At 65.2% G+C, this 21,798-nt stretch carries 16 protein-coding genes and 1 pseudogene; 6 read left to right on the plus strand and 11 right to left on the minus strand.

Annotated features, from left to right (window positions below):
- Nucleotides 1-98 precede the first annotated feature (98 nt).
- From KF886_21385 to KF886_21395, 3 genes are all read left to right on the plus strand, one after another.
- Entirely contained in the window at nt 99-668 is a 570-nt protein-coding gene (locus KF886_21385; protein MBX3179913.1) for a DJ-1/PfpI family protein, read from the plus strand.
- 127 nt (nt 669-795) lie between these two features.
- The gene (locus KF886_21390; protein ID MBX3179914.1) at nt 796-3,090 is read left to right on the plus strand and encodes a c-type cytochrome; all 2,295 of its coding nucleotides are present in this window, start codon (nt 796-798) and stop codon (nt 3,088-3,090) included.
- Nucleotides 3,091-3,227: 137 nt separating this feature from the next.
- Nucleotides 3,228-4,724 carry a hypothetical protein gene (locus KF886_21395; GenBank protein ID MBX3179915.1) on the plus strand — a complete coding sequence of 499 codons (1,497 nt, stop codon included), beginning with the start codon at nt 3,228-3,230 and terminating at the stop codon, nt 4,722-4,724.
- 363 nt (nt 4,725-5,087) lie between these two features.
- On the opposite strand, the gene KF886_21400 is transcribed toward KF886_21395, so the two are convergent.
- The 6 genes from KF886_21400 to KF886_21425 form a co-directional block, all read right to left on the minus strand.
- On the minus strand, nt 5,088-5,705 hold the full coding sequence (locus KF886_21400) for a hypothetical protein (protein ID MBX3179916.1): 618 nt from the start codon (nt 5,703-5,705) through the stop codon (nt 5,088-5,090).
- On the minus strand, nt 5,702-7,438 hold the full coding sequence (locus KF886_21405) for a hypothetical protein (GenBank protein ID MBX3179917.1): 1,737 nt from the start codon (nt 7,436-7,438) through the stop codon (nt 5,702-5,704). The genes KF886_21400 and KF886_21405 overlap by 4 nt, the downstream gene beginning before the upstream one ends.
- A gap of 4 nt (nt 7,439-7,442) precedes the next feature.
- Entirely contained in the window at nt 7,443-8,024 is a 582-nt protein-coding gene (locus KF886_21410) for a prepilin-type N-terminal cleavage/methylation domain-containing protein (protein MBX3179918.1), read from the minus strand.
- Nucleotide 8,025: 1 nt separating this feature from the next.
- Nucleotides 8,026-8,475 carry a hypothetical protein gene (locus KF886_21415; GenBank protein MBX3179919.1) on the minus strand — a complete coding sequence of 150 codons (450 nt, stop codon included), beginning with the start codon at nt 8,473-8,475 and terminating at the stop codon, nt 8,026-8,028.
- 470 nt (nt 8,476-8,945) lie between these two features.
- Complete coding sequence (locus KF886_21420) at nt 8,946-9,440, minus strand: DUF1854 domain-containing protein (GenBank protein MBX3179920.1); 495 nt, start codon at nt 9,438-9,440, stop codon at nt 8,946-8,948.
- Between the two features lie 15 nt (nt 9,441-9,455).
- Nucleotides 9,456-11,726 carry an ABC transporter ATP-binding protein gene (locus KF886_21425; GenBank protein MBX3179921.1) on the minus strand — a complete coding sequence of 757 codons (2,271 nt, stop codon included), beginning with the start codon at nt 11,724-11,726 and terminating at the stop codon, nt 9,456-9,458.
- 313 nt (nt 11,727-12,039) lie between these two features.
- Here KF886_21425 and KF886_21430 point away from each other — a divergent pair.
- Nucleotides 12,040-12,180, plus strand: a pseudogene (locus tag KF886_21430) (prepilin-type N-terminal cleavage/methylation domain-containing protein).
- An 18-nt stretch (nt 12,181-12,198) separates the two neighbouring features.
- Complete coding sequence (locus tag KF886_21435; GenBank protein MBX3179922.1) at nt 12,199-13,098, plus strand: hypothetical protein; 900 nt, start codon at nt 12,199-12,201, stop codon at nt 13,096-13,098.
- 268 nt (nt 13,099-13,366) lie between these two features.
- On the opposite strand, the gene KF886_21440 is transcribed toward KF886_21435, so the two are convergent.
- Together KF886_21440 and KF886_21445 are read right to left on the minus strand one after the other, a co-directional pair.
- Nucleotides 13,367-14,485: a bifunctional 2-methylcitrate synthase/citrate synthase gene (locus KF886_21440; protein ID MBX3179923.1), complete on the minus strand. Its 1,119-nt coding sequence runs from the start codon at nt 14,483-14,485 to the stop codon at nt 13,367-13,369.
- 128 nt (nt 14,486-14,613) lie between these two features.
- Nucleotides 14,614-15,762 (minus strand): hypothetical protein, encoded by a 1,149-nt coding sequence (locus tag KF886_21445; protein ID MBX3179924.1) that lies wholly within the window; start codon nt 15,760-15,762, stop codon nt 14,614-14,616.
- Nucleotides 15,763-15,910: 148 nt separating this feature from the next.
- On the opposite strand from KF886_21445, the gene KF886_21450 reads away from it, so the two are divergent.
- Nucleotides 15,911-16,120, plus strand: a complete 210-nt coding sequence (locus tag KF886_21450) for a type II toxin-antitoxin system HicB family antitoxin (protein MBX3179925.1) — start codon at nt 15,911-15,913, stop codon at nt 16,118-16,120.
- A 31-nt stretch (nt 16,121-16,151) separates the two neighbouring features.
- Here the strand turns inward: KF886_21450 and KF886_21455 are convergent, their stop codons facing one another.
- The 3 genes from KF886_21455 to KF886_21465 all read right to left on the minus strand — a co-directional run bounded on the left by KF886_21455 (nt 16,152) and on the right by KF886_21465 (nt 21,454).
- Nucleotides 16,152-17,597: a DUF1501 domain-containing protein gene (locus tag KF886_21455; protein ID MBX3179926.1), complete on the minus strand. Its 1,446-nt coding sequence runs from the start codon at nt 17,595-17,597 to the stop codon at nt 16,152-16,154.
- 146 nt (nt 17,598-17,743) lie between these two features.
- Nucleotides 17,744-18,115 (minus strand): GxxExxY protein, encoded by a 372-nt coding sequence (locus tag KF886_21460; protein ID MBX3179927.1) that lies wholly within the window; start codon nt 18,113-18,115, stop codon nt 17,744-17,746.
- Nucleotides 18,116-18,418: 303 nt separating this feature from the next.
- Nucleotides 18,419-21,454 (minus strand): DUF1549 domain-containing protein, encoded by a 3,036-nt coding sequence (locus tag KF886_21465; protein MBX3179928.1) that lies wholly within the window; start codon nt 21,452-21,454, stop codon nt 18,419-18,421.
- Between the last annotated feature and the right edge of the window lie 344 nt (nt 21,455-21,798).

Below are 21,798 nucleotides of genomic sequence, written 5' to 3' on the forward strand. Positions count from 1 at the left end.
TTCAGGGACGGCAGGGACTTCAGGGACAGCAGAGACCGAAACACCTGCCGTCCCTGAAGTCCCTGCTGTCCCTGTAATCACTGGAGAGTACCACGAATATGAACAAAGTCCTCATCATCATCGGCGACGCGTCGGAGACGCTCGACACCCTCTACCCCTACTACCGCCTGCAGGAAGACGGCTTTCAGCCGGTCGTCGCCGGGCCGGAGCGCCACCGCTACCAGATGGTCATGCACGAGGTGAAGCCGGGCTGGACGATCACGAAGGAGTGGGAGGGCTACACGCTCCAGGCGGACGTCGCGTTCTCGGAGATCCAGCCCGAGGAATACCTGGGTATCTTCTTCTCCGGCGGGCGCGCCCCGGAGTACATCCGCTATGACTCGGACCTGGTGCGCGTGACGAAGCATTTCTTCGAACACAACAAGCCGGTCGCGTCCGTGTGCCACGGCGTGGAAATCCCCGCCTATGCGGATTGTGTCCGCGGGCGGCGCATGGCGACGGTGCCGAAGTGCCGATTCGATCTGGAGGTGTGCGGCGGCATCTTCGTGAACGAGGCGTCCGTCGTGGATGGGAATTTGTTCAGCGGGCGCACGTACCATGACAACGGGGTATACCTGAAGCCCTGGATCGAGGCGTTGAAGGCGGAGCGGGCGAAAGGTGCGGGGTGAAGGTGCGGCACGTCCGCCGCAGGCGGAAAGGGTGAGAAGGCGCCAAGGCCACGTAGTCCACTCAGTCCACTCAGTCCACTCAGTCCACCCAGTCCACCCAGTCCACCCAGTCCACCAGGAGCAACCCGTGCCGCTCAGACCAGCCTGCATCGCATTGTGCATCGCGCTAGCCGCCCACGTTGGCGCGGCGCCGGTGGTTCCGGGGTTTGACCGTTTTGCGGATGGCGGCGGGCCCGCCGGGGTGTCGGGCGGCGCGCTGCTCTTCAACGAACTCCAGTGTGGCGCGTGCCACGGGCCCCGGGCGTCGGCGTTTCCCCCGCGCACCGCGCCCGATTTGCTGGGCGTGGCGGAACGTATTCGCCCGGCCTACCTGGAGGCGTTTCTCGCGGCGCCGCACGACGTGAAGCCGGGGTCCACGATGCCCGATCTGCTTTCGGGACACGACGCGGCGGATCGCGCGGCGATCGCGGGCGACCTGGCGCATTTTCTCCGCAGCCTCGGCGGGCCATTTCAGGCGGACGGCGCGGCGCCCGATCAAGAGACCCTGGAGCGCGGCGCACACCTCTTCCACAGCGTCGGGTGCGCCGCGTGCCACGCGCCGGCGCAACCCCCGGAGACGGGCGGCGGCGACGATCCCTTCGCGGATTCGGGGCTGGTGGAGCTGCCGCCAATTGAACTTCCTTCCGTACCGCTGCCGCATCTGGGCCGGAAAACCTCGGCGGCCGCGCTCGCGGCCTTCCTCCTGGACCCCGCGCACGCGCGGCCGGGCGGTCGCATGCCGGACATGACACTGGCGGAAGACGAAGCTGCCGCCATCGCGCACTGGCTCGTGAACCGTTCCCCGGCCCCGCCCGGTGGTGACGATGCCCCCGTGGACCCCGCGCGCGCGGAACGCGGCCGCGCGCATTTCGAATCGCTCGGGTGCGCCGCGTGCCACGCCCTGGATGGCGTAGAAAACCGGCACGCCGCGCCCCGGCTGGATGGCGCGGCCAACTGGACCGCGGGATGCCTGGCCGAGGATCCGCCCGCCGGCGCGGCGCGCTTCGGCCTCGCGGAGAATCAGCGCAATGCGCTCGCGGCCCTGCGCGATGCGCCCGCGGACGAGAAGGTCTCCACCGAGGCCGCGATCAACCACACGCTGGTCGCCCTGAACTGCTACGCCTGCCACGATCGGGATGGCGCCGGCGGACCGGAGCCGGGCCGGGCGGCCTACTTCACGGAAACGGAGGCGCTGGACCTGGGCGACGAAGGGCGGCTGCCCCCGAGCCTGACGGGCGTGGGCGCGAAACTGACGCCGGGCTGGCTGCGCGACATTCTGACCGATGCGGGGCGCGTACGGCCCTACATGGCGACGCGGATGCCGCATTTTCCGGCGGAGTTCGTGGAACCGCTGGCCGAAGCGCTGCTGGAGGCGGACCGCGACCCCGAACCGATGGAGGTGGATGTGAGCGGCCTGGAGCACCACCACCGCAACCACTACGGGCGCGAATTGATGGGGGTAAACGGCCTCGGCTGCGTGACCTGCCACGATCTCAATGGCCACCGTTCGCTCGGCATCCCGGCGGTGGACCTGGCGCACGTGCCGGCGCGCCTGCAGCCGGCCTGGTTCCTCAAGTACATGCTCGAACCCGCGAGCCTGCGCCCGCAGACGCGCATGCCGGACTTTTTCGACGGCAACAAGAGCCTCAACAGCAAGCTGTTCGGCGGCGACGCCCGGAAGCAGATCGAGGCGCTCTGGATCTACCTGCGCGAGGTGGAGGAGACCCGCCTGCCGGAGGGCATGGAGGACGACACCGACTACGAATTGCGGCCGACCGACCGACCGCTGGTGCACCGGACGTTTATCGACGGCGTCGGGCCGAACGCCATCGCCGTGGGCTTCCCTGGCGGGCTGAACTTCGCCTGGGATGCGCGGGGCGCACGGCCCGCCATCGCCTGGCGCGGACGATTCATCGACGCGGAGTCGGCCTGGGCCGATCGCTACGTGCCCTTCGTGAAGCCGCTGGGGACCGATGTGGTTGCGTTTCCCGCCGGCGCGCCCCTGGACCGCACGCTCGAAGGCACGTGGCCCGACAGGAGCGAAGAAATCCGTTACCGGGGCTACCGGCTCGATTCAAGCCGCACGCCCGTCTTCCGCTATACCCTTGGTGAGGTCCACATAGAAGAGGCCCTCCGCCCCAACGAAGAGGGCGTCGGCCTCGTCCGCCGCCTGACCTTCACCGGCCCGCCGCAAACCATTTTCCTGCGCCTCGGCATCGGCGATCCCGTGGAAGGCGCCGGAAACACCTACAAAATCGGTCGAGTAACCCTGCGGGTGGCCGAAGGCCCGCCCGGACAGCCCGGCCCCGAGGAAGTGGGTTGGGTGTTGCCCGTCGCCGTAACCGAAGCCGGCGCAACCATCGAGCAGGTGATCACATGGTAAGCCCAACGGAGTACGCCCGAGAATTCACACCCGCAACCATCACAAACACGACGGATGGCCCCAGGAACACGTCGGGCGCCACCAGGAACTCGTTGGGTGCCACCCTCAAGCGGGCCGCTTCAAGCGGCCAACAGCTTGTGGGTGAAAAGACTTCAACGTCATCGCCAACACGCCCTTTCGCCAGATTTCTTGTAATCTTAAGCGCAATCCTCCTCGCCCACATCACCCACGCCGAAAACGCCTCCGCCTACACTATCGAACCCATTCCCACGCCGCCGGGCGTCGCTTTCGAGGCGAGCGCGCTGGAGACACTGCCCGACGGACGCATCGCCGCCGCCACGCGCATGGGCGAGGTGTGGCTGATCGGCGGGCTGTACGAGAACGACCCCGCGAAAATCACGTTCAAGAAGATCGCCGAGGCCCTGCACGAGCCGCTGGGACTGCTCCACCGCGATGGCGGGCTGTACGTCACCCAGCGCCCGGAATTGACCCACCTTCGCGACACCGACGGCGACGACGTCATCGACGAGTACAACACCGTCACCAGCGATTGGGGCATCACCGGAAATTACCACGAATACGCCTACGGCCCCGTGCCGGACCCGGACGGCGGCCTCTGGGTCACGCTGAACATCGGCATGGGCAAGGCCAACTACCCCGAGCAGGACGCGTGGCGCGGCTGGGGGCTGAAGGTGTATCCCGACGGCCGCCTGGAGCCGCAGTGCGCGGGCATGCGCTCGCCAGCCGGCGTGGGGGAGAACCTCGAAGGCGATGTCTTCTTCACCGACCAGCAGGGCGACTGGATCCCGGCGGGATCCCTGCACCAGCTGCGCGCTGGCGCCTTCTACGGGCACGTCAGTTCGCTCAAGCACTGCGATCGCCCCGGCGCGCCCTTCGCGCGGCCGGAAAAGATCCCGTCCGGCATCCCGCTGCCGCAGGCCAAGGCGGAGTTTCCCATGCTCAGCCTGCCGGCCGTCTGGTTCCCCTACAAGAAGGTCGGGATGAGCACTACGGACATTCTGGCGGTCGAGAACGATGACCAGATAGGCCCATTTCGCGGCCAGCTGCTCGTGGGCGACTTCACCACCGCCGCCATATCGCGCGTGTTCCTGGAGCGGGTCAACGGCGAATACCAGGGGGCCTGCTTCAACTTCCTCGACGGCTTCCAGAGCGCGGTGCTGCGGATGACCTGGGCCCGGGACGGATCCCTGATCGTCGGCGAGAGCAACCGGGGCTGGAACTCGGTGGGCACGGCGTCATTCGGGATCGATCGCGTAACCTGGAACCGGCAGACGCCATTCGAGATTCAGGAAATGCGGCTTGAGCACGACGGCTTCACCCTGCGCTTCACCAAGCCGGTGAATGCCGAGACCGCGAGCGACCCGGCCGCCTACACCATGAGCAGCTACACGCTCATGTACCACAAGAACTACGGCAGCCCCGAGGTGGACACCCAGCCCCACGCGATCCGGCGGGTGACGGTGAGCGAGGACGGCCTGGAAGTGCGGCTGGAGACGGACATCCGCCAGTACCACATCCACGAGATCCACGCGGAAGGCGTCCGGAGTGCGGAAGGCGCGCCGCTGGTTCATGCGGACGCCTATTACACCGCGAACCAACTTCGAGAACCGTGAGATTGTTTCGAAATCGCCCAGAGGCGCCGAGGCATACATTTACCAAATGCCAACCACGTCACATCGCAAGCCATCGAAGAAAGCGTGCAAGGCTGGGAGCGCAGGCGTCCCGCCTGCCAGGCGGCGAAGCCGCCGTCCATTTTCATCCTTGGATGACGCGAAGCGTCCTGATAGGCGGTACCCCACGAAACGCACACCGAACCAACACCCGCTTCCTTCCCAACGGCTCTTGGGGTCGCAGATGCGCCGTAGGCGTATACAGCTACCGGCTGGAGCATTGCACCCGTTTCCAGATTCTGGCCCACTTACCAGCCGGAAGCAGTCCCCAAAAATGAAATGCCCGCGCGGCTTCCCTCCGCGATGCTAGTCAAAGTAGTGTTTGGGGCGCGTGTCGGGCGGGGGAATGGGGCCGGGGCCCAGGCCGAGGGCGTTGCGCGCGAGTTCGGCGGGCGGGCTGTCGTCGGGAAAGCGTTCGAGCAGGTTCCGGTAGAGGATCCGTTCGCGCGGGGCGTCCCCGAGCCGCTTGTAGCAGGTCAGCAGCAGGCCGTAGGCGGCGTGTGCGCCCTCCCACTGGGGATGTTCCTCAATGACGCGTTCGTAATACCCCGCGGCCGCGGCGAAATCACCGCGCTGTTGCATGTGGAGGTTGCCCAGGGCGCACAGGCGCGCGGCCTGTTCGCCGGGTTCGCCCGTACGCGCCAACTGATCGAGGTGCTGCGCGATTTGGCGCTCCGCGGGGACCGTGCCGGGATCGCGTTCCCCCTGCATCTCCAGCGCGCGTTCGAGCGCGGCCCGCCGCGCCGCCTGGACTTCCTCGCCGCCCGGATTCGGGGTGGCGGCGATTGCGCGATCCGGATCCGCCGCGCCAGCGTCTGTGGCGGCGCTGTTTCCGCCTGGCCCCCAGAGGGCGCCGAGTATCGCCGCGAAAAGGAGCGCGTTGAGGCCGTACCGCCGCATCCCGTTGCGCGCCGCGGCGATCACAGGCCGAGCTCCCGCCAGGAAATCTGGGTCGCCGCGATGATGGGGTAATCGCCGACCATGCCCTCGGGCAGGTTGCGACCGAGTTCCGGAACCTGGTACACCGTGGGCGGGTTCAGGGTGAGATCGAAGTAGTTCGACACAATCGTGCCGGCCACCTTCGCCGTTTTCAGCGAGGTCACGCGGCGGCCCGCGTAGAAGGCCCCCATCAGGTGGATATCGGAGCGAAAGATCAGGTCGAGCAGGGATCCGCCGATCACGATGTTCTCCCGCGCCATGATCCCGATCGCGTTTTCAACCGGGAAGCTCCCCTCCAAATCCGAGGGATCGCCGCCGTTGCAGGCGAGGAGGTGCGAATCAATCTGCACGGAGCCGCCGGCCAGTATCGCGCCCCTTCCCGTGTAATAGAGGCTCTTCTGCGAACCCTTCCCGCGGAAGTTCACGTTGCCCGTGACGTAGATCTGGCCGTTGATCTCCAGGACATCCCGGTCGCGGTTGAAGAGGACATAATCATCCGTTTTCGGGGGAGAGACCGCCGGGAGCGACCCCGACATCTGCTCGCCCGTCGTCGCATTCCAGTAAAAGTGGGCGCCGGCGGTGTCGAAGGTGATGTTTCCGGTGTAGATGCCGTCATTCGGGATTTCCGGATCGCCGACCAGTACCTCCGCGAAGTATTCTTCGTGCTTGTAGGGATCGCCGGTGTCCCCCCGCGCCACCTGACGCCCCTGCGCGTCCTGAAACGGGTCCGAGAGCCTGGGGAACACCACCCGGTCCGCCAGGTCGTAAAGTTCATCCCAGCCGTTGTCGCTGTGCACGTTTTGCGGTTCGCCGCGATCGCCATCGGGCAGCACGCCGCCGCCGATCCAGCCACCCGTGACAAAGACCGCGTCGAGCGTCTCCTTCACGGCGTTTCCGAAGGCTTGCGCGTCGCCGAGGGCGGAATCGGCGGTGAGGTTGATCAGGCCGTTCCGCGATCGGAACGTGGCGCGGAGGGTCGAGACGATCTCGCCTTCAAAGAGGGTTTGCGGCGGATCGGGAATGTGCCGCAGGAGGGCATCGGGGATCCCGGTGTAGTTGTTGCGCACGCGGGTTGTCCCGCCCAGCCCCAGCGTGGCCAGCCCGATGGCGCCATCCAGCAGGCCGTCGCCCAGCATGTGGACCGATCCCGCCGCGTTCACGCTGCCGTTGATCAGGCCGCCGCTCAGGCCCGGGCCCGCGAAGATCGCGTTCTGCCACGCGTTCACATTATCGGTCTTGTAGACCGCCTCCGCCCGGCGCACGGCGGCCCCGGAACGGGCCATGGCGTACACCGTGTACATCCCCTCCTCGGAGGCGTCGTCGGCCAGGCCGTTGCCGTTGTTGTCGCGCCCATCGTCCTCCCACGCATGCGCGTAGGCGGCGTATTCGACGGATTCCATGGACGGCAGGCGCTGCGGCGAGATCGCGTCCGAATCGAAATCCGGTAATACGAGTTCGTTTCGCTCGTTCCAGACCGGCTCCCAATCCTCCATGCCGATGGAGCCGTCCTCGCCCGCCTCCAGTTTCGCCTCGGAACGGCTGATGGCCGCATCGAGCCCGAAGAGCGCCGCGTTGTAGTCCTCAAAATGGGTGACCGCGGTGCGCTGCTGGTAGATCCGGCCCATCAGCGCGCCCGTCACCACGACGGCGACGCCGATGAAGAATACGGCCAGAAGCAGCGCCATGCCGCCGTTCGTCTTTTCGTTCGTTGGCCGCATCGGGTCAGTTCCTCGGTGTGACCAGCTGCGTCAGGGACTGGCTGATCGGGTGGCCGCGGCGGGAGTGGCCCTCGGTGCGAACGGTGACGGAAATGCGGCCCTCGACCGCCTCCACCAGAAAGCCCGCGTCCGGGCCGGTGCGCGGGGCGGCCAGGTTGTTGGCCAGCACCCGCACGCGATCGCCATCGATCAGGATGAGCTGCGACGCCGTCAGGCCGTCTTCGTTCAGGTCGTTGTCGTCTCGAAGGACCGCGATTTCCGGCCCGAGTTCAAGCGCGTTTCCGGCATTCACCGCCGTGCCGTTGCCGTCCAGATCGTCCGCCATCCGGAATCGCAGGACCTCCCCGGGCAGCTGCTCCGTATTGATGCTGCCGGCGGCGGCCTGGCGCAGGCGCGGCGTGAGCAGGAGCAGGGCGCGGCGCGCTTCGTCTCCGGCGTTCACCTTCACGTCATGCACGCGCGCGGAATCGCCCAGGCTCAGGGATACCGAAAAGAGCACGCCCATCAGCGCCGTGAAGATCCCCATCGCCACGGCCAGTTCAAGCAGCGTTACGCCCGCGTTGTATCGCGCCGGATCCCGCACCATGCTACTGCTTCACCAGCGTCGTGGCGCTTGACTCGAACACCTGGCCGCGCGCGTTGCTCCAGAGCAGCGTTGCGCGCACTTCGAACGGGTCGGGCAGGGCGGGCCGGATCAGCACCGAACCGGCGGGGCGCTCCAGGGGCAGTGGAATGGACTCGCCATTCGCGTCGAAGCACACCAGGGTCACCGCGCGCCGGACGCCCGGGGTGTCCAGGGCGGGCGGCTGGTATTCCATCAAATCATCGACGGATTTCGTGCGCACCTGATCCAGTACGCTGGACAAGTGCGCATTGGCGACGGCGCGCTCTTCGTTCAGGCGGGCGACCAGCGCCAGCGACAGGAGCGATCCAAATAACATGGAAAGGCCCAGGGCGAGTACGCCAGCGGCGAAAGTCAATTCGACGAGACTGAAGCCGGCGTTTTCCGGAATATTCTTTTTTTTGACACGATCCATCTGCCCGATTCCCGTCAAAGTTGGTCACTGCTGCACAACAGGAATGCTACCACCAAGTTCCGGATTTCGCAAGCGCCGCAATGAAATTCAGCACGATTTCGTGGCCATTCCACGTGTCAACGGTTCCGAGAAATCGCGAAGCAGTGTGGGGGCAAGGATCGCGGACGGGAGTGTCCACGGCAGGGTGAGCCCACCTCCAAAAGGGTTCCCCTGAACCCAGCAAAGCCACCTCGAAAAGAAAGTGGCACAGCTCTATGACGCGCCGGAGGCGGGCGTCCCGGCTGTGTTCAGCGCCGAAGGCGCAAGTGTAGGATAGCCGTCCCGGCTGTGTTCAGCGCCGAAGCCGCAAATGTAGGATAGCCGTCCCGGCTGTCCCGGGCGGCGAAGCCGCCCATGCCGGCAGGGTCAGCGATCCACCGTAGACGGAATGCCGGCACTCACGCCGGGTTCTTCTACGATCTCCACCTCCCTCAATCAATATACATCGCAAGCTGCTTCTGGCTGTGCGCGTCGAGCGCCGTCCAATCCGCAATGGTGTAAACATCCCCCGCGACGTCCGTGATCAGCAGCCGGCGTGGCGGCAGAGTCCGCGGCCAGTCATCCACGCCGGTCTGAAATACGCGCGCGCCTTCCGCGCAGACCACGTCCCAGTACCGCAATTCAAACTCCTTGCGCACCGCGATCACCCGCGTGATCTCGAACGCAAACGCGGCCTCCCGCAGGGCCTGCCGCAGCACCCCGGCGCTGTCGCTGTCCAGCGCGCCGGGATCGGACACAAGCGCCACTTCGCGCCCGTCATCGTCGCGCAGGGATATAAAGTTGTCCGGCGCCGACCACGGAAAGCACGGTTGGGCCTGCACGGCCCGTGTTTCGCCGTCCCACGAAGCCACGGTGCGCCCATCCGCCCCTCGGTGTAGCCGCAATGCGCCCGGAGCCGGCGGCTCGAAGTTCTTGTTTCCGATCATGGCTCTTCCTCGCTCTTACGCCACGTACATTTCATGCAACTCCTGTTGCATGCGCACCAGGCGCTGGTAGACGCCGTCTTTCTTCCGCAGGAGCTCGGCGTGCCCGCCTTCTTCGACAATCCGCCCCTCGTCCACCACAAACAGCCGATCCGCCCGCCGGAGCGTCGAGAGCCGGTGCGCGATCGCGAATACCGTCCGCCCCTCCACCAGCTTGTCCAGCGCTTCCTGGATCTTGTGTTCCGTCTCGGTGTCCACGCTGCTCGTGGCCTCGTCCAGGATCAGGATGCGCGGATTACACAGGATCGCCCGCGCAATCGAAACGCGCTGCCGCTCGCCGCCCGAGAGCGTGTGGCCGCGCTCGCCCACCACCGTGTCGTAGGCCTGGGGAAGCTGGCAGATGAAGTCGTGCGCGTTCGCGGCCCGCGACGCCGCAATCACCGCCGACAGATCCGCCTCCGGCATGCCATAGCGGATATTGTCCAGGATCGAACCATGAAAAAGATGGGGATCCTGCAACACGATGCCGAGTTGCCGGCGGTACTGGCCCAGGTCCAGTTCGCGTACGTCCACGCCGTCTACGCGGATAGCGCCGTGCGACGCATCGTAAAAACGCGCGATCAGATTCGTTATCGTCGATTTGCCCGCGCCGGAGGGCCCCACCAGGCCGATCATCTCGCCGGGAGCCACATCAAAGCTGACATTCTTCAGCACGTGCCGGACGCCGTCGTAGCCGAAGCTCACCTGGTCGAAGCAAACGCGCCCCTGGACCGGCTCCAGCCGCACCGGGCGCTCCGCCTCGCGGATCTCGGGAACCGTGTCGAGGATCTCGAAGACGCGGTGGGCCGAGCTCGTCGCGCGGTTGAGAATAAAGGTCATCCGCCCCAGAATCTCGATCGGCTGCATGTACATGCCCACATACAACGCAAACGACACAAACACGCCCACCTGGAGCGGTTCGGCGGTCGGGCTGTAGCCCAAGAGGCGCGGCATCGCGAAAATCCACACGGACAGCGCCATCCCCTGCACCGAAAGCCACAAAAACGGCCAGAAGCTCGTCCAGGTGTGGTGGATCTGGTTGAAGCTCGCACAGGCCAGGTCGTTGCTCGCGTTGAATCGCGTGCGCTCCCGGTCTTCCTGGTGGAACGCCTTGACCACGCGGATCCCCGGGATAGCGTCGGCAAGCACCGCCGTCACCGCGCTCCAACGGCGCCACGCCCGGATAAACAGCTGGTGCATTCGCTGGCCGTAGCGGAACAGCACAAACAGCAGCACCGGCAGTGGCAGGGTCATCACGAGACCGAGCTTCCAATCGAGCCAGAGCAGCACGGCGCTCAGCCCGCACAGCGTGGTGATCGCCACGATGAAGTCCACAAAGCCCCATGCCAGGAATTCCCAGAGCCGATCGGTGTCCGAGCTGACCCGGCTGATCAGGCTGCCGGTCTGCCGGGCGGAGAAGAAACTCAGGCTCAGTCTTTGCAGGTGGTCGTACGCCTCGCGGCGGAGATCCCGCGCCACGAATTCGCCCAGCAAGGCCATCGAGCGCATGCGCGCCCACGCAAAAAACTGCACGCCGCAGTAGGCCGCGCCGAGGAGCGCAATGAGCCACAGGGCTTCCGGACGGGCCGACATCGCATCGCGCGAGCCATCCTGCACCGGTCGCACGAGCGTGTCAATCAAATGCCCCGTCAGGAAGGGCGGCACGAGCTGCAGCGCGGTAATCGCAAGCGCGGAAAGCACCCCCGCCGATACGCGCCGCCAGTACGGCTTCATATACGAAATGAGACGCCACAGCACCGCCGAGCTGTCCTCCGAGACCGATGCCTGGGCCGTTTCGATGGGGCGGAGCAGGCTCTGCTGATACAGGTCCTCCGCGGCGCCCTCCGGCGGGCGGGCCTCGGGGTGATCCAGCAGGTATTTGATGGCCTCAAAGGCGGGGCGCTGCCGGTGGCTGAACTGGATCGACGCCAGGGCGGTCTCCCCACCGGCGCCCAGCAGCAGCATCCGGCTACAGCTCAATCCCTGTTGGATGCGGGCTTCAACAATGGAATCCCGATCAGCGCGGAAGCGGCGCCCGCCGCTTTCCTCGATCAGGAACAACGCCCGGTCCGTGAGCACGCACCACAGCGCGCCCAGTTTCAGTTCCGCGTCGAGATCGGCCAGCGCGAACAATACCGGCTTCTGTTCTGGCGTGTCCGCGTCCAGCGCGCGCCGCACCGCGTTGGGTAGTCCGGACGGTTGTCGGGTGTAGCGCAACAGCCGGTTGGTGCGGGCCGCGTGGGTATTCATGAAGTGCTCCTCTGCCGTAGTCCTGGCCTGATATACAGCTAATCGTTGAGTATGCATACTTCCCAGGCGGCGCGGCAACCGGAGCAAGGGTGTGCCAGATAGTTGACACCGCGCGCAAAGTGCGGCACTATGGGGGTAAGGCAGTAGCAGGAATCCACTCTGGACGTACGCGGCGGACGTTCCGTATTTGCGACCGGCTGTGCGTCACGGCTCGGGATTCCGGAAACCCCCGACGGTGAAAGGAGGTCCGGGCGGGATTACACTTAACAGATAACATTCAGGGAGCTCCCTGAAAAACGAGGAATTCATTACCATGAAGAACAAGGGATTTACACTTATTGAGCTTCTGGTGGTCATCGCGATCATCGGTATCCTCGCGGCAATTCTGTTGCCCGCCCTCGCCCGCGCCCGCGAAGCCGCGCGGCGCGCAAGTTGCCAGAACAATCTCAAGCAATTCGGGCTCGTCTTCAAAATGTTTGCCAACGAAAGTCAGGGCGAGCAGTGGCCGAGCCTCTTCATCAAGGCGTACATTCCGCAGGACGGCGACCCGGCTGGTGTCAATGTCGTCTCCAATTACGGCCCTTCCGTTCCGGAGATCTACCCGGATTACCTGACCGACCCCAATACGGCCATCTGCCCGTCGGACATCGAAGGAAACGCCTCCCGCTGGACGGGGGTCGACAACGGCTTTTCCACGGCGGGCGAAAACCTCTTCGGCAGCATGGACCGGCGCGCCCAATCGGAACGCGCCGGGTGCAGCCACGGGGGCTCCTGCGCAAGCGCGGTCGACCAGAGCTACGCGTACTACGGCTATATCATGGACCAGATCGGGTCTTCGGACCCCACCGTTTCCGCCTCGACCATGGTCGCCACGATGGAAGCCACCGGACTTGCAAATTACAGCAGCGGCTACAATTTCGACCCCTACGACCCGACCCTGCTGATTCCGGTGCAGGCGAACGCCATGATCCTGCAGCTTATTAACACGCTTGTGCCGCTGTACATCGACTTCTCAAGCGCGCCCAACCAGCAAAAGCTGGAGGCGTTCAATCAGTTCACCAAGGAAAACATCAGCGTTCCCGCGGGTACGGGGACTGCCGGCGGAAACACCATCATGCGCCTGCGCGAAGGTATCGAGCGCTTCCTGATAACCGATATCAACAATGCCGGCGCCTCGGCCCAGGCGCAAAGCGAAATCTTCGTAATGTGGGACCGGCTCGGGCGCCAGGTCGCCGACTACAATCACGTGCCCGGCGGCGCGAATATCCTCTTCATGGACGGGCACGCCGAGTTTGTCAAGTTCAGCGAAGGCGAAGGCATCGCGAACATCTACTTCGCGACCTTCGATTCTCTGTTGAACAAGGGCGCCTGATCGCACGCATATCGTGCCACTGTATTTGAAAACGCCGGGAGGATGATAAAGCAATCCTCCCGGCGTTCGTGCTATCGGTGTTCGTGAAAGCCGAAACCGGATCTAATCCGCCAGGCGCAAGACGTTCCAGGGCGCCCGGTTCCGCGGCTCAGTCCCTTGGTTCCCAGTGGTCCCTTGGTTCCCTGTGGCCCCTGTGGTCCCTGTGGTCCCTGTGGTCCCTGTGGTCCCTGTGGTCCCTGCTGTCCCTGCTGTCCCTGCAACCCGACCGCTACCGTTCGCTCAGCGGCGGAACCGGACGCTCCAGGTGGCCCCGGTAAATGCTCAGCGGGCGGTAGATTCGGTTGTGGTGTCCCTGCTCCAGAATATGCGCCGACCAGCCCGTCACCCGCGACGCCACAAACAGCGGCGTGTACAGGTCCAGCGGAAGCCCGAGCAGGTAGTACACCAGACCGCAGGGATAGTCCACGTTCGGGTAGATCTTCTTCTCCTCCACCATGGGCTGCTTGATGGCGTCATAGATCGCCATCCAGTTGTCCTCACCCTTCCGCACCGCGAGCTGGCGCAGCTTATCCTCCAGGATCTTCGCCCGGTGGTCGCCCGTGCGGTACACCCGGTGCCCGAAGCCCATCACCTTCTCTTTCCGCGCGAGCGCCTCCCGAACCCACTGGGCCGCCTCCTCCGCCGACGAGAAGCGCGTCAGCATTTCCATGGCCGCCTCGTTGGCGCCCCCGTGCAACGGGCCCTTCAGCGCCCCAATGGCCCCCGTGATCCCGGAAACGATGTCGGACTCCGTCGAACAGATCACCCGCGCCGTAAACGTGCTCGCGTTGAAGTCGTGCTCGGCGTAAAGCACCAGCGTCAGATCGATCAGCTCGGCGGAAAGCTCATCTGGAACTTCCCCGTGGCACTGATAGAGAATCTGCGCGGCATGGCCCAGGCCCACAAGCGGCGGCAAGGGCTCCTGCCCGTTCAACAGCCGGAAGCGCGCCGCGATAATGCCCGCGATCTGCGCCGTCAGCCAGAGCGCGCGCTGCCGGTTCGCCTCCTCGTCGTCGCCCGTGACCGGGTCGAAATGCCCCGCATAGGAGACCATGCTCCGGAGCACATCCATCATCGGGGCCTCCGGCGGGATCTCGCGGAGCGCGCGCACCAGCGGCTCCGGCAGTGGCCGGTAATCGTCGAGTGTGCTCTGAAGGGCGTCCAGTTCATCCGGCGTCGGCAGCTCCCCAAAAAGCAGCAGATGCGCCACTTCCTCGAAAGTGACCGTCTCCGCCAGCTCCTGAATCGGGTAGCCCCGGTACAGCAGCTTGCCGTTGTTGACGCAGGCGATCGCGGTTTCCCCCGCAATAACGCCCGCCAGGCCGGGGCTGTATTCCTGTTCGCTCATACACGCGCTCCTTCGTTCGCGATCGCGACGCGTGACCATCAGGCATGCACGCGCGCATCACGTCTGGAAAAGTGCCGTCCCGGCGCGATTCTTGTCAAGGCGCGCCCCATTAAACCTTTCAATAATCACTATGCATCAGGGCTTGGAACGCGCCTGTCGACCATTTGGTCCCTGGGAAAGTAAGGCCGCCGCAGCTCCTCGGGCGTCGCGACGTCGCGGAAAATCGCATCCGCGACATCGAGCAGCACCGCGAAATCGGGCGGGAGCTGGTCGTGTCCGCCCTCGCGGACATGCAGCAGATTGCGATCCGGGACGCCGAGAAAATCATACACCGGTTGCGCCGCGGCCCAGGCGCGTTGCGTTCCCTCGGGATTCGCCCACAGATCGCCGTAGGCGTCCGTGGAGAGCACCGCCCGCGGCGCGACCAGCGCGCGCAGGAAATGCTGGTCGAAGGGCAGTTCCGCTTCGTTGTCCGCGAACCGGCCGAAATCGGCGTGGAACCAGCTCTTGAACCGGTCCGGCCGGGTGATCAGTTCGAGCGTTTCAATGCCCTTCGGCTTGTGGCGGAAGAGCGCCGCCCCGCCCGCGCCGGAACCGTTCGGCGCGACCAGCGCGAAACGCTCGTCCAGCGCCCCGGCAAGCAGCGCCGCCTTGCCCGTGCGCGAGTGGCCCGTGATCACCGTCTTCGCCGAGTCGACTTCCGGGATCGTTTCGATATAATCCATCACGCGCGACGCGCACCACGCCCAAACGGCCAGGCTGCCCCAGTCACAGTCCGGGTAGGCCGCTTGGGCCGGGCCGGCCTCGTCGTAGCCCTCGGTATCCGGATCCAGGCTGGTCTGCTCGAAGCACACGAACGCATAGCCGCGCGCCAGAGCCGCCGGCGCGTGTTCGCCGCCCAGCCCGAAGCGCAGCATAACGGGCGCAGGCGCGGTGGCCCCCGCGGGATGATACCAGTGGACCGTCGTGCTCAGCCCATGATCCGGGCCAAAGGCGATGCGAACCGCGCGAAAGTCCGCCGCGCCATCGAAACGCGCGCCGCGTTCCAGTTCGGCCTCCAGCCGCACATTGCCCGGCGCCGGCGGGACGCGGCCATATTCGTGCTCCAGCAGCAGCGCGCGCATCTCCTCCCGGCGCGCCGGCCACTGCGCGGTTGCGGTGACACGATCACCATTGAGGAAGACCAGCGGATCGGGCAGATCCGGGATGTCCTGCGAGGGCTCGGCCCCGGCGAGGATGCCAGGTAGCAGCGCCAGCAAGATGAGTAGCATTTTCACGATGTCGTCGCTCCAGCGGGTTCGGAGGGATTTAACCGCAAAGGACGCAACGATAGCAAAGAACGCCCCGGCAGGGCCGCCACGGCATTCGTGTATAATGAGAGGGATCCGCCTCGCGAAGCAGCCTGCGGCGGCATGGAGCACGTAGATGAACAGCTATACATTCATAGTCGAGCGCTGTCCGGAAACCAATCTATACATCGGGTACGTTCCTGGCTTTCCCGGCGCCCACAGTCAGGGCGAGACCCTGGACGAACTGCGCGAAAACATGGCGGAAGTCATTCAGTTGCTTCTCGAAGTCGGTGAGCCGGTGCTCGAATCCGAATTTGCCGGCACGCAGACCATTCAGATTGGCTAATCGATGCCGAAATACCCTGCTCTGAAGCCGCCTACGCCAGAATCTCTCGGATGACATGCCCGTGCACGTCCGTCAGCCGCCGGTCGATGCCATTATGCCGCACCGTCAACTTCCGGTGATCGATCCCGAGCAAGTGCAACACCGTGGCGTGCAGGTCGTACCCATAGGTCACATTCTCCACCGCCTTGTAGGACCACTCGTCGCTCGCGCCGTGCGTCACCCCGCCCCGGATCCCGCCGCCCGCCAGCCACGACGTAAACGTAAACGGGTTGTGGTCGCGCCCCGCGCTGCCCTGGCTGCACGGCATGCGCCCGAACTCCGTGGTCCAGATGACGATCGTGTCGTCCAGCATGCCGCGCGCCTTCAGATCCTTCAGCAGCGCGGCCGCCGGTTGGTCCATGCTCGCCGCCATCTCCCCGTGATCCTTCTCCAGGTCCTCGTGTGAGTCCCAGTTGCGGCGGGGGAACGCGTTGTCCGCGCCGCTCCAGACCTGCACAAAGCGCACGCCCCGCTCCAGCATGCGGCGCGCGAGCAGACAGTTGCGCCCGAAGTCCTCGGTGACCGGATTGGCCAGGCCATAGAGGCGCTTCGTGGCCTCCGTCTCGCCCGACAGATCGAGCACCTCCGGCGCGGTGATCTGGAGCCGCGCCGCGAGCTCGTAACTCTCGATGCGCGCGTCCAGCCGCGAATCGCCCGCGCGATCCGCCAGGTGTATGCGGTTCAGGCGCTCCAGCGCGGCCAGGCCCGCCGCGTCGTTCTCCGGCTTCACGAACTCGTCTTCCGGCGGAAAGAGATCCGCAATGGGATTGGGCTTCGCGGGATGGATCAGCGTGCCCTGATAGTTCGACGGCAGAAACCCCGCACCCCAGTTCTTCGGTCCGCCCGGGCCGAATCCGCGCGCGTCCGGAAGCACCACGAAGGTCGGAAGGTTGTCCGTCTCGCTCCCGAGCCCATACGTCACCCACGACCCCACGCTCGGAAAGCCCGGCAGCAGGAACCCCGTCGTCTGCATGAACGTCGCGGGCCCGTGCACATTCGACTTCGCCACCATCGCGGGCAAAAAGGCCATATCGTCGGCGCAGGTCGCCAGGTGGGGGACCAGATCGCTCACCCATTTGCCGCACTCGCCCCGCTGCTTCCACGCCCACGGCGCCGGCATCACCACGCCCGGCTCGCTCTGAAACAACTCCACCTTGCCGCCCGGATCAAAGGGCTGTCCCGCGCGCTCGGCCAGCAGCGGCTTGTAGTCGAACGTATCGCACTGGCTCGCCGCGCCCGACATGAACAGCTGGATAACCCGCTTCGCCCGCGGCGGGTGGTGCGGGCCATCCGGCAGGCCCGGTGCGCCCTGGGCAAAGGCGCCCTCCCGGTTCAGCAGGTGGGCCAGCGCGATGCCGCCCAGCCCGCCGCCGGACTTCCACAAAAACTCGCGCCGGGAAAGCGGGCGCCGGGGCTGGTGTTTTGGGTCGTATTTCATGGGATGTTAACTCCCTTTTGATGGAGTCAGAGAATATGTTCACCACGAAGGGCACGAAGAACACGAAGATTGGAAGATTATTGAAGTCTACGATTTTCGGTTATCAAAGATGGCTATCAGGCGAAATCTGGAACCAAAGACAAATACTACAATACCATGCGCTTAATGCCATCTTTCAAGCGGATTTCGTTGAAATTCATTAGCAGTCCTACCGGCTTTTTCGCGAGCCGCATATAGGTCAACAACTGGGCTTCGTGAATTGGGAGTAATTCAGAGACACTCTTCAACTCTACCACCAGCGTATCGTCTACCAGGATGTCGATCCGGTAGCCGCATTCCACCTCGATTCCCTTGTAATAGACCGTCACGGGGTCTTCGATGCGATGCGGGATGCCCTGCAAACTCAGCTCATGCGAAAAGCAGAACTTGTACGTTGATTCCAGCAGCCCGGGTCCAAGTTCCTTGTGGACCTCGATTCCGCAACCAATCACGCGACTCGAAAGTTGATCAAATTCCATTGTGCTCCCTTTCAATGGGTTCTTCCGGGTGTTTGTGCGGCTTTCTGCGCCATACTCAATAACAAGAACGTAAACTGCGTGATGGGGAAAGTAAGGTAAACGGTTACCTCATACGATTGCCGACACCCGAAGTTATGACCTTACCCCATAATCGCAAGTATCGATCTATTCAATTCTTCCGAGACAGAAATGCAACCCACAGGCCCAACTTGCCATCTGATATTCAAGGTTTCTACTTCATTCTTCTCCATTCTTCTCTTCTTCGTGTCCTTCGTGCCCTTCGTGGTGAAATATCTTCCTCCCTCAATCCACAAACATAAACTCATTGCTGTTCAAGATCACCCGGCACGCCGCCGCCAGGCCGTGTTCCTCCGCGTAGGGCGAGAGCACTTCCAGTTCGCTGTCCGACGGCGCCCGGTTCAGCGCCAGCTGGAAGGCCCGGCCAAGCTGCGCGGGCACGGTGTCCGCGTCCGCCGCGAGCCGGTCCGCGAAGATCGCCGCCTGCCGCACGATCGCGGCGTTGTTCAGCAGCGCCAGCGCCTGGATGGCCGTCAGCGTCTCGTTGCGCACCGGCACGCTTTGCGACGGGTCCGCGCAGTCCATGCTCGTCATGAAGGGGTCGGGCACGCTCCGCACCACGAAGCGGTAGATCGATCGCCGGTAGCCCGCCGGGTCCGCCGGGTCGTATTCGGCATACTTGTAGCGCGGCGAGTGATCGTCCTCGAACACGAAGAAATCCACGCCCGGGCCGCCCATGGTGAGGTCCAGCGCGCCGCTCGCGGCGAGGATGGCGTCGCGCAGGGCCTCCGCCTCCAGCTGCCGCCGGTTCATCCGCCACAGGTATTGGTTGCTCCCGTCGATGGTCGCAAAGGCGGGATTGTGCCCGGAGGTCTGGCGATACGTCGCGCTCGTCACGATTTCCCGGTGCAGCCACTTCAGCGACTGCCCATTTTCCAGAAAGCCGCGCGCCAGCCAGTCCAGCAGTTCCGGGTGGGTCGGCGGCGCGCCCATCCGCCCGAAGTCGTTCGGCGTGGCCACGATGCCCTGGCCGAAATGGTAGTGCCACACGCGGTTGACGATGGACCGCCAGGTCAGCGCGTTCTCCTCGCGCGTGAGCCACTTCGCCAGCGCCGCGCGGCGTTCGGATTCATCGTGGCCCTCGGGCAGTTCGAAGCGGCTCTCCAGGCCCGGCAGACACCCCACCGCGCCGGGACCCACCAGCGGGCCCGGCGTCTTCTCGCTCCCGCGCAGGAGCAGGTGAATGTCGCGCATGCCGTCCGGCGCTGTGAAGTTGCCCTGGCGCGGGAAGCGGTTCGCCGCCGCGTACACCCGCCGCGGCTCCGGGAGCGCGTCCCATGCCGCGTTCACCTCCGCCAGCGCCGTCCGATTTTCCAGATACGCCGCGCGATCGCCCTCCGGAAGCATCGCAAGCCGCAGCGCCTCGCTTTCTTCGCGCAGCGCGGCCGCCGCGCGCTCCAGCCCGGCGATGGCGTCCCCGCGCGGGTCGCCCTCGGTTAGTTCCCCGATGCGCCGGTGGCTGTCGTAGCCGTCCACGAGGTGCGCCGTATGCCAGCGCCCCTGATCGATCGAGTCCAGCGCTGTCACCGGCTTATCCCGGGCCACATTCTCGCCGCCGCCGTAGACCTCCAGCTCCGCCAGCGCGAAAACGTAGTCCTCCAGCCGTTTCCACAGCCGCGTGGCGGTCATCCGCACGTAGCGCGCCTTGACGCCGCCGGTTTCCAGCGTAAAGGGCTGGTCCGTCCGCGCGGGATGGTCCTCCGCGGTCTGATCGAGCAGGACGATCGGATCGGTGAAGCCCGGTTCGTCCGCGGCTTCCAGCTTGAAGCGGACCGGAAACCCGAATCCCGGCGTATCGGTGAAGTCCACCGGCCGCGCCGCGATCAGCCGGATGCGATCGATCGCCACCGGCGCGCCCAGGTCGATCTGCACCCATTTCACAGCGTCCGCCTTCGATTCGATGGCGCTGTGGTAGCCGTTGCTCGGGCTCTCCGACTTCTTCAGCGCGTTCAGCCGTTCCTCGATCGGTTTCAGCGCCTCCGCCAGCGCCGCCAGTTCCGGCGATTCCAGCGCGTCAATGCGTTTCCGGTAGGCGGCGTCGGCTTGCTGCAAACGATCCCGTTCTCCAATGATCGCCTGCCGCCGCTGGTGGACCGCCGGGTCCTCGTCATAGATCCGGTCCGCCCGCTCCACCCCCGCGAACACCGCCTGCAAACTGTAGTAGTCCTCCTGGCTGATGGGGTCGAACTTATGGTCGTGGCAGCGCGCGCAGCCCACGGTCAGGCTGTTGATTGCCGCCATGGCCGTGCTCACCATGTCGTCCCGGTCCAGATTCCGCGTGATTGCCTTGTCGATCGTGCCCTCGCGCAATTCCACGTGCCCCACAAAGTCCCACGGCCCCGCCGCGAGAAAGCCCAGCGCCACCGTCGCCTGCGGATCCGCCGGGTAGAGCGCGTCCCCTGCGATTTGCTCGCGGATAAACTGGCCATACGGCTTGTCCGCGTTCAGCGCGTTGATCACGTAGTCCCGGTACGGCCAGGCATGCTCCCGGCGCTTGTCCTTGTCGTAACCGTGTGTGTCCGCGTAGTGCGCCACGTCGAGCCAGTGCCGCGCCCAGCGCTCGCCATAGCGTGGCGACGCCAGCAGTGTATCCACCAGCCGTTCGTACGCGTCCGGCCGCTCGTCGTTCACGAACGCCTCCACCTCCTCGGGGGTGGGAGGGAGGCCCAGGAGATCAAACGAAAGCCGCCGGATCAATGTCCGCCGATCCGCCTCGGGCGCCGGCGAGAGGCCCCGCTCCTCCTGCGCCGCGCGGATGAACCGGTCAATCGGACCGCGCGACCACGTGTCCCCCGCGATTTGAGGAACCGGCGGCGCCCGAAGCGGCTCAAAGGCCCAGTGGCCCGACCACGGCGCGCCCTCCGCAATCCAGCGCGCCAGGGTCTCGATCTCGGCCTTCGTCAGCGGCTTCGGCGCGTCCGGCGGCGGCATTCGATCCTCGGGATCGGCCGCCGTGATGCGCTCGTGGAGCAGGCTCGCTGCCGGATCGCCCGGCGCCACCGCCACCGCCCCCGACTTCAGCGGCTCAAACAGGCCCGCCCGCTCATCCAGGCGCAGGCCCGCCTTGCGCATTTCGCCATCCGGCCCGTGGCAATTGAAACACTTCGCCGCAAGAATCGGCAGCACGTCGCGCGTAAACTCCACCGGCGCAGCGCCGGCGAACGCCAGCGGAGGAAACAGGGCGATGAATATCAGGGACTTTGAGACAATTGGGTACAAGATTGATCTCCCGAGTGGAGCGAACAGGCCCAAAACCAGCATGAGAAGACTATAGCCATCGCCACGCGGTCGGTCAAAACCCGCCCTACTCCATTTCGCCCCGCAATCCAGTCCCGCCACCAGCAAGTCAACCACCACCCTGCACAGCCATCACGCCCCCCAACCACAATCACCCCAAACCAACGCAACGCCGTGCCACGCGATCGCGCCCCAGCGCGTTCGTGTGCCTGGAGCAACACCACCCCGCCTTTCCCGCGCCACCTCACACGCGCGGCGCGCCGCCAACGTCTTACGCTCACAGCCCGCCACCCGCTTGAACGCGCGCCCGCACTCCACTACACTCAAGCTCCATTATTTCGGGCTTTAATGGTTTTCATGTGTTGTCG

This window comes from Candidatus Hydrogenedentota bacterium, assembly GCA_019637335.1.
Taxonomy (GTDB): domain Bacteria; phylum Hydrogenedentota; class Hydrogenedentia; order Hydrogenedentales; family JAEUWI01; genus JAEUWI01.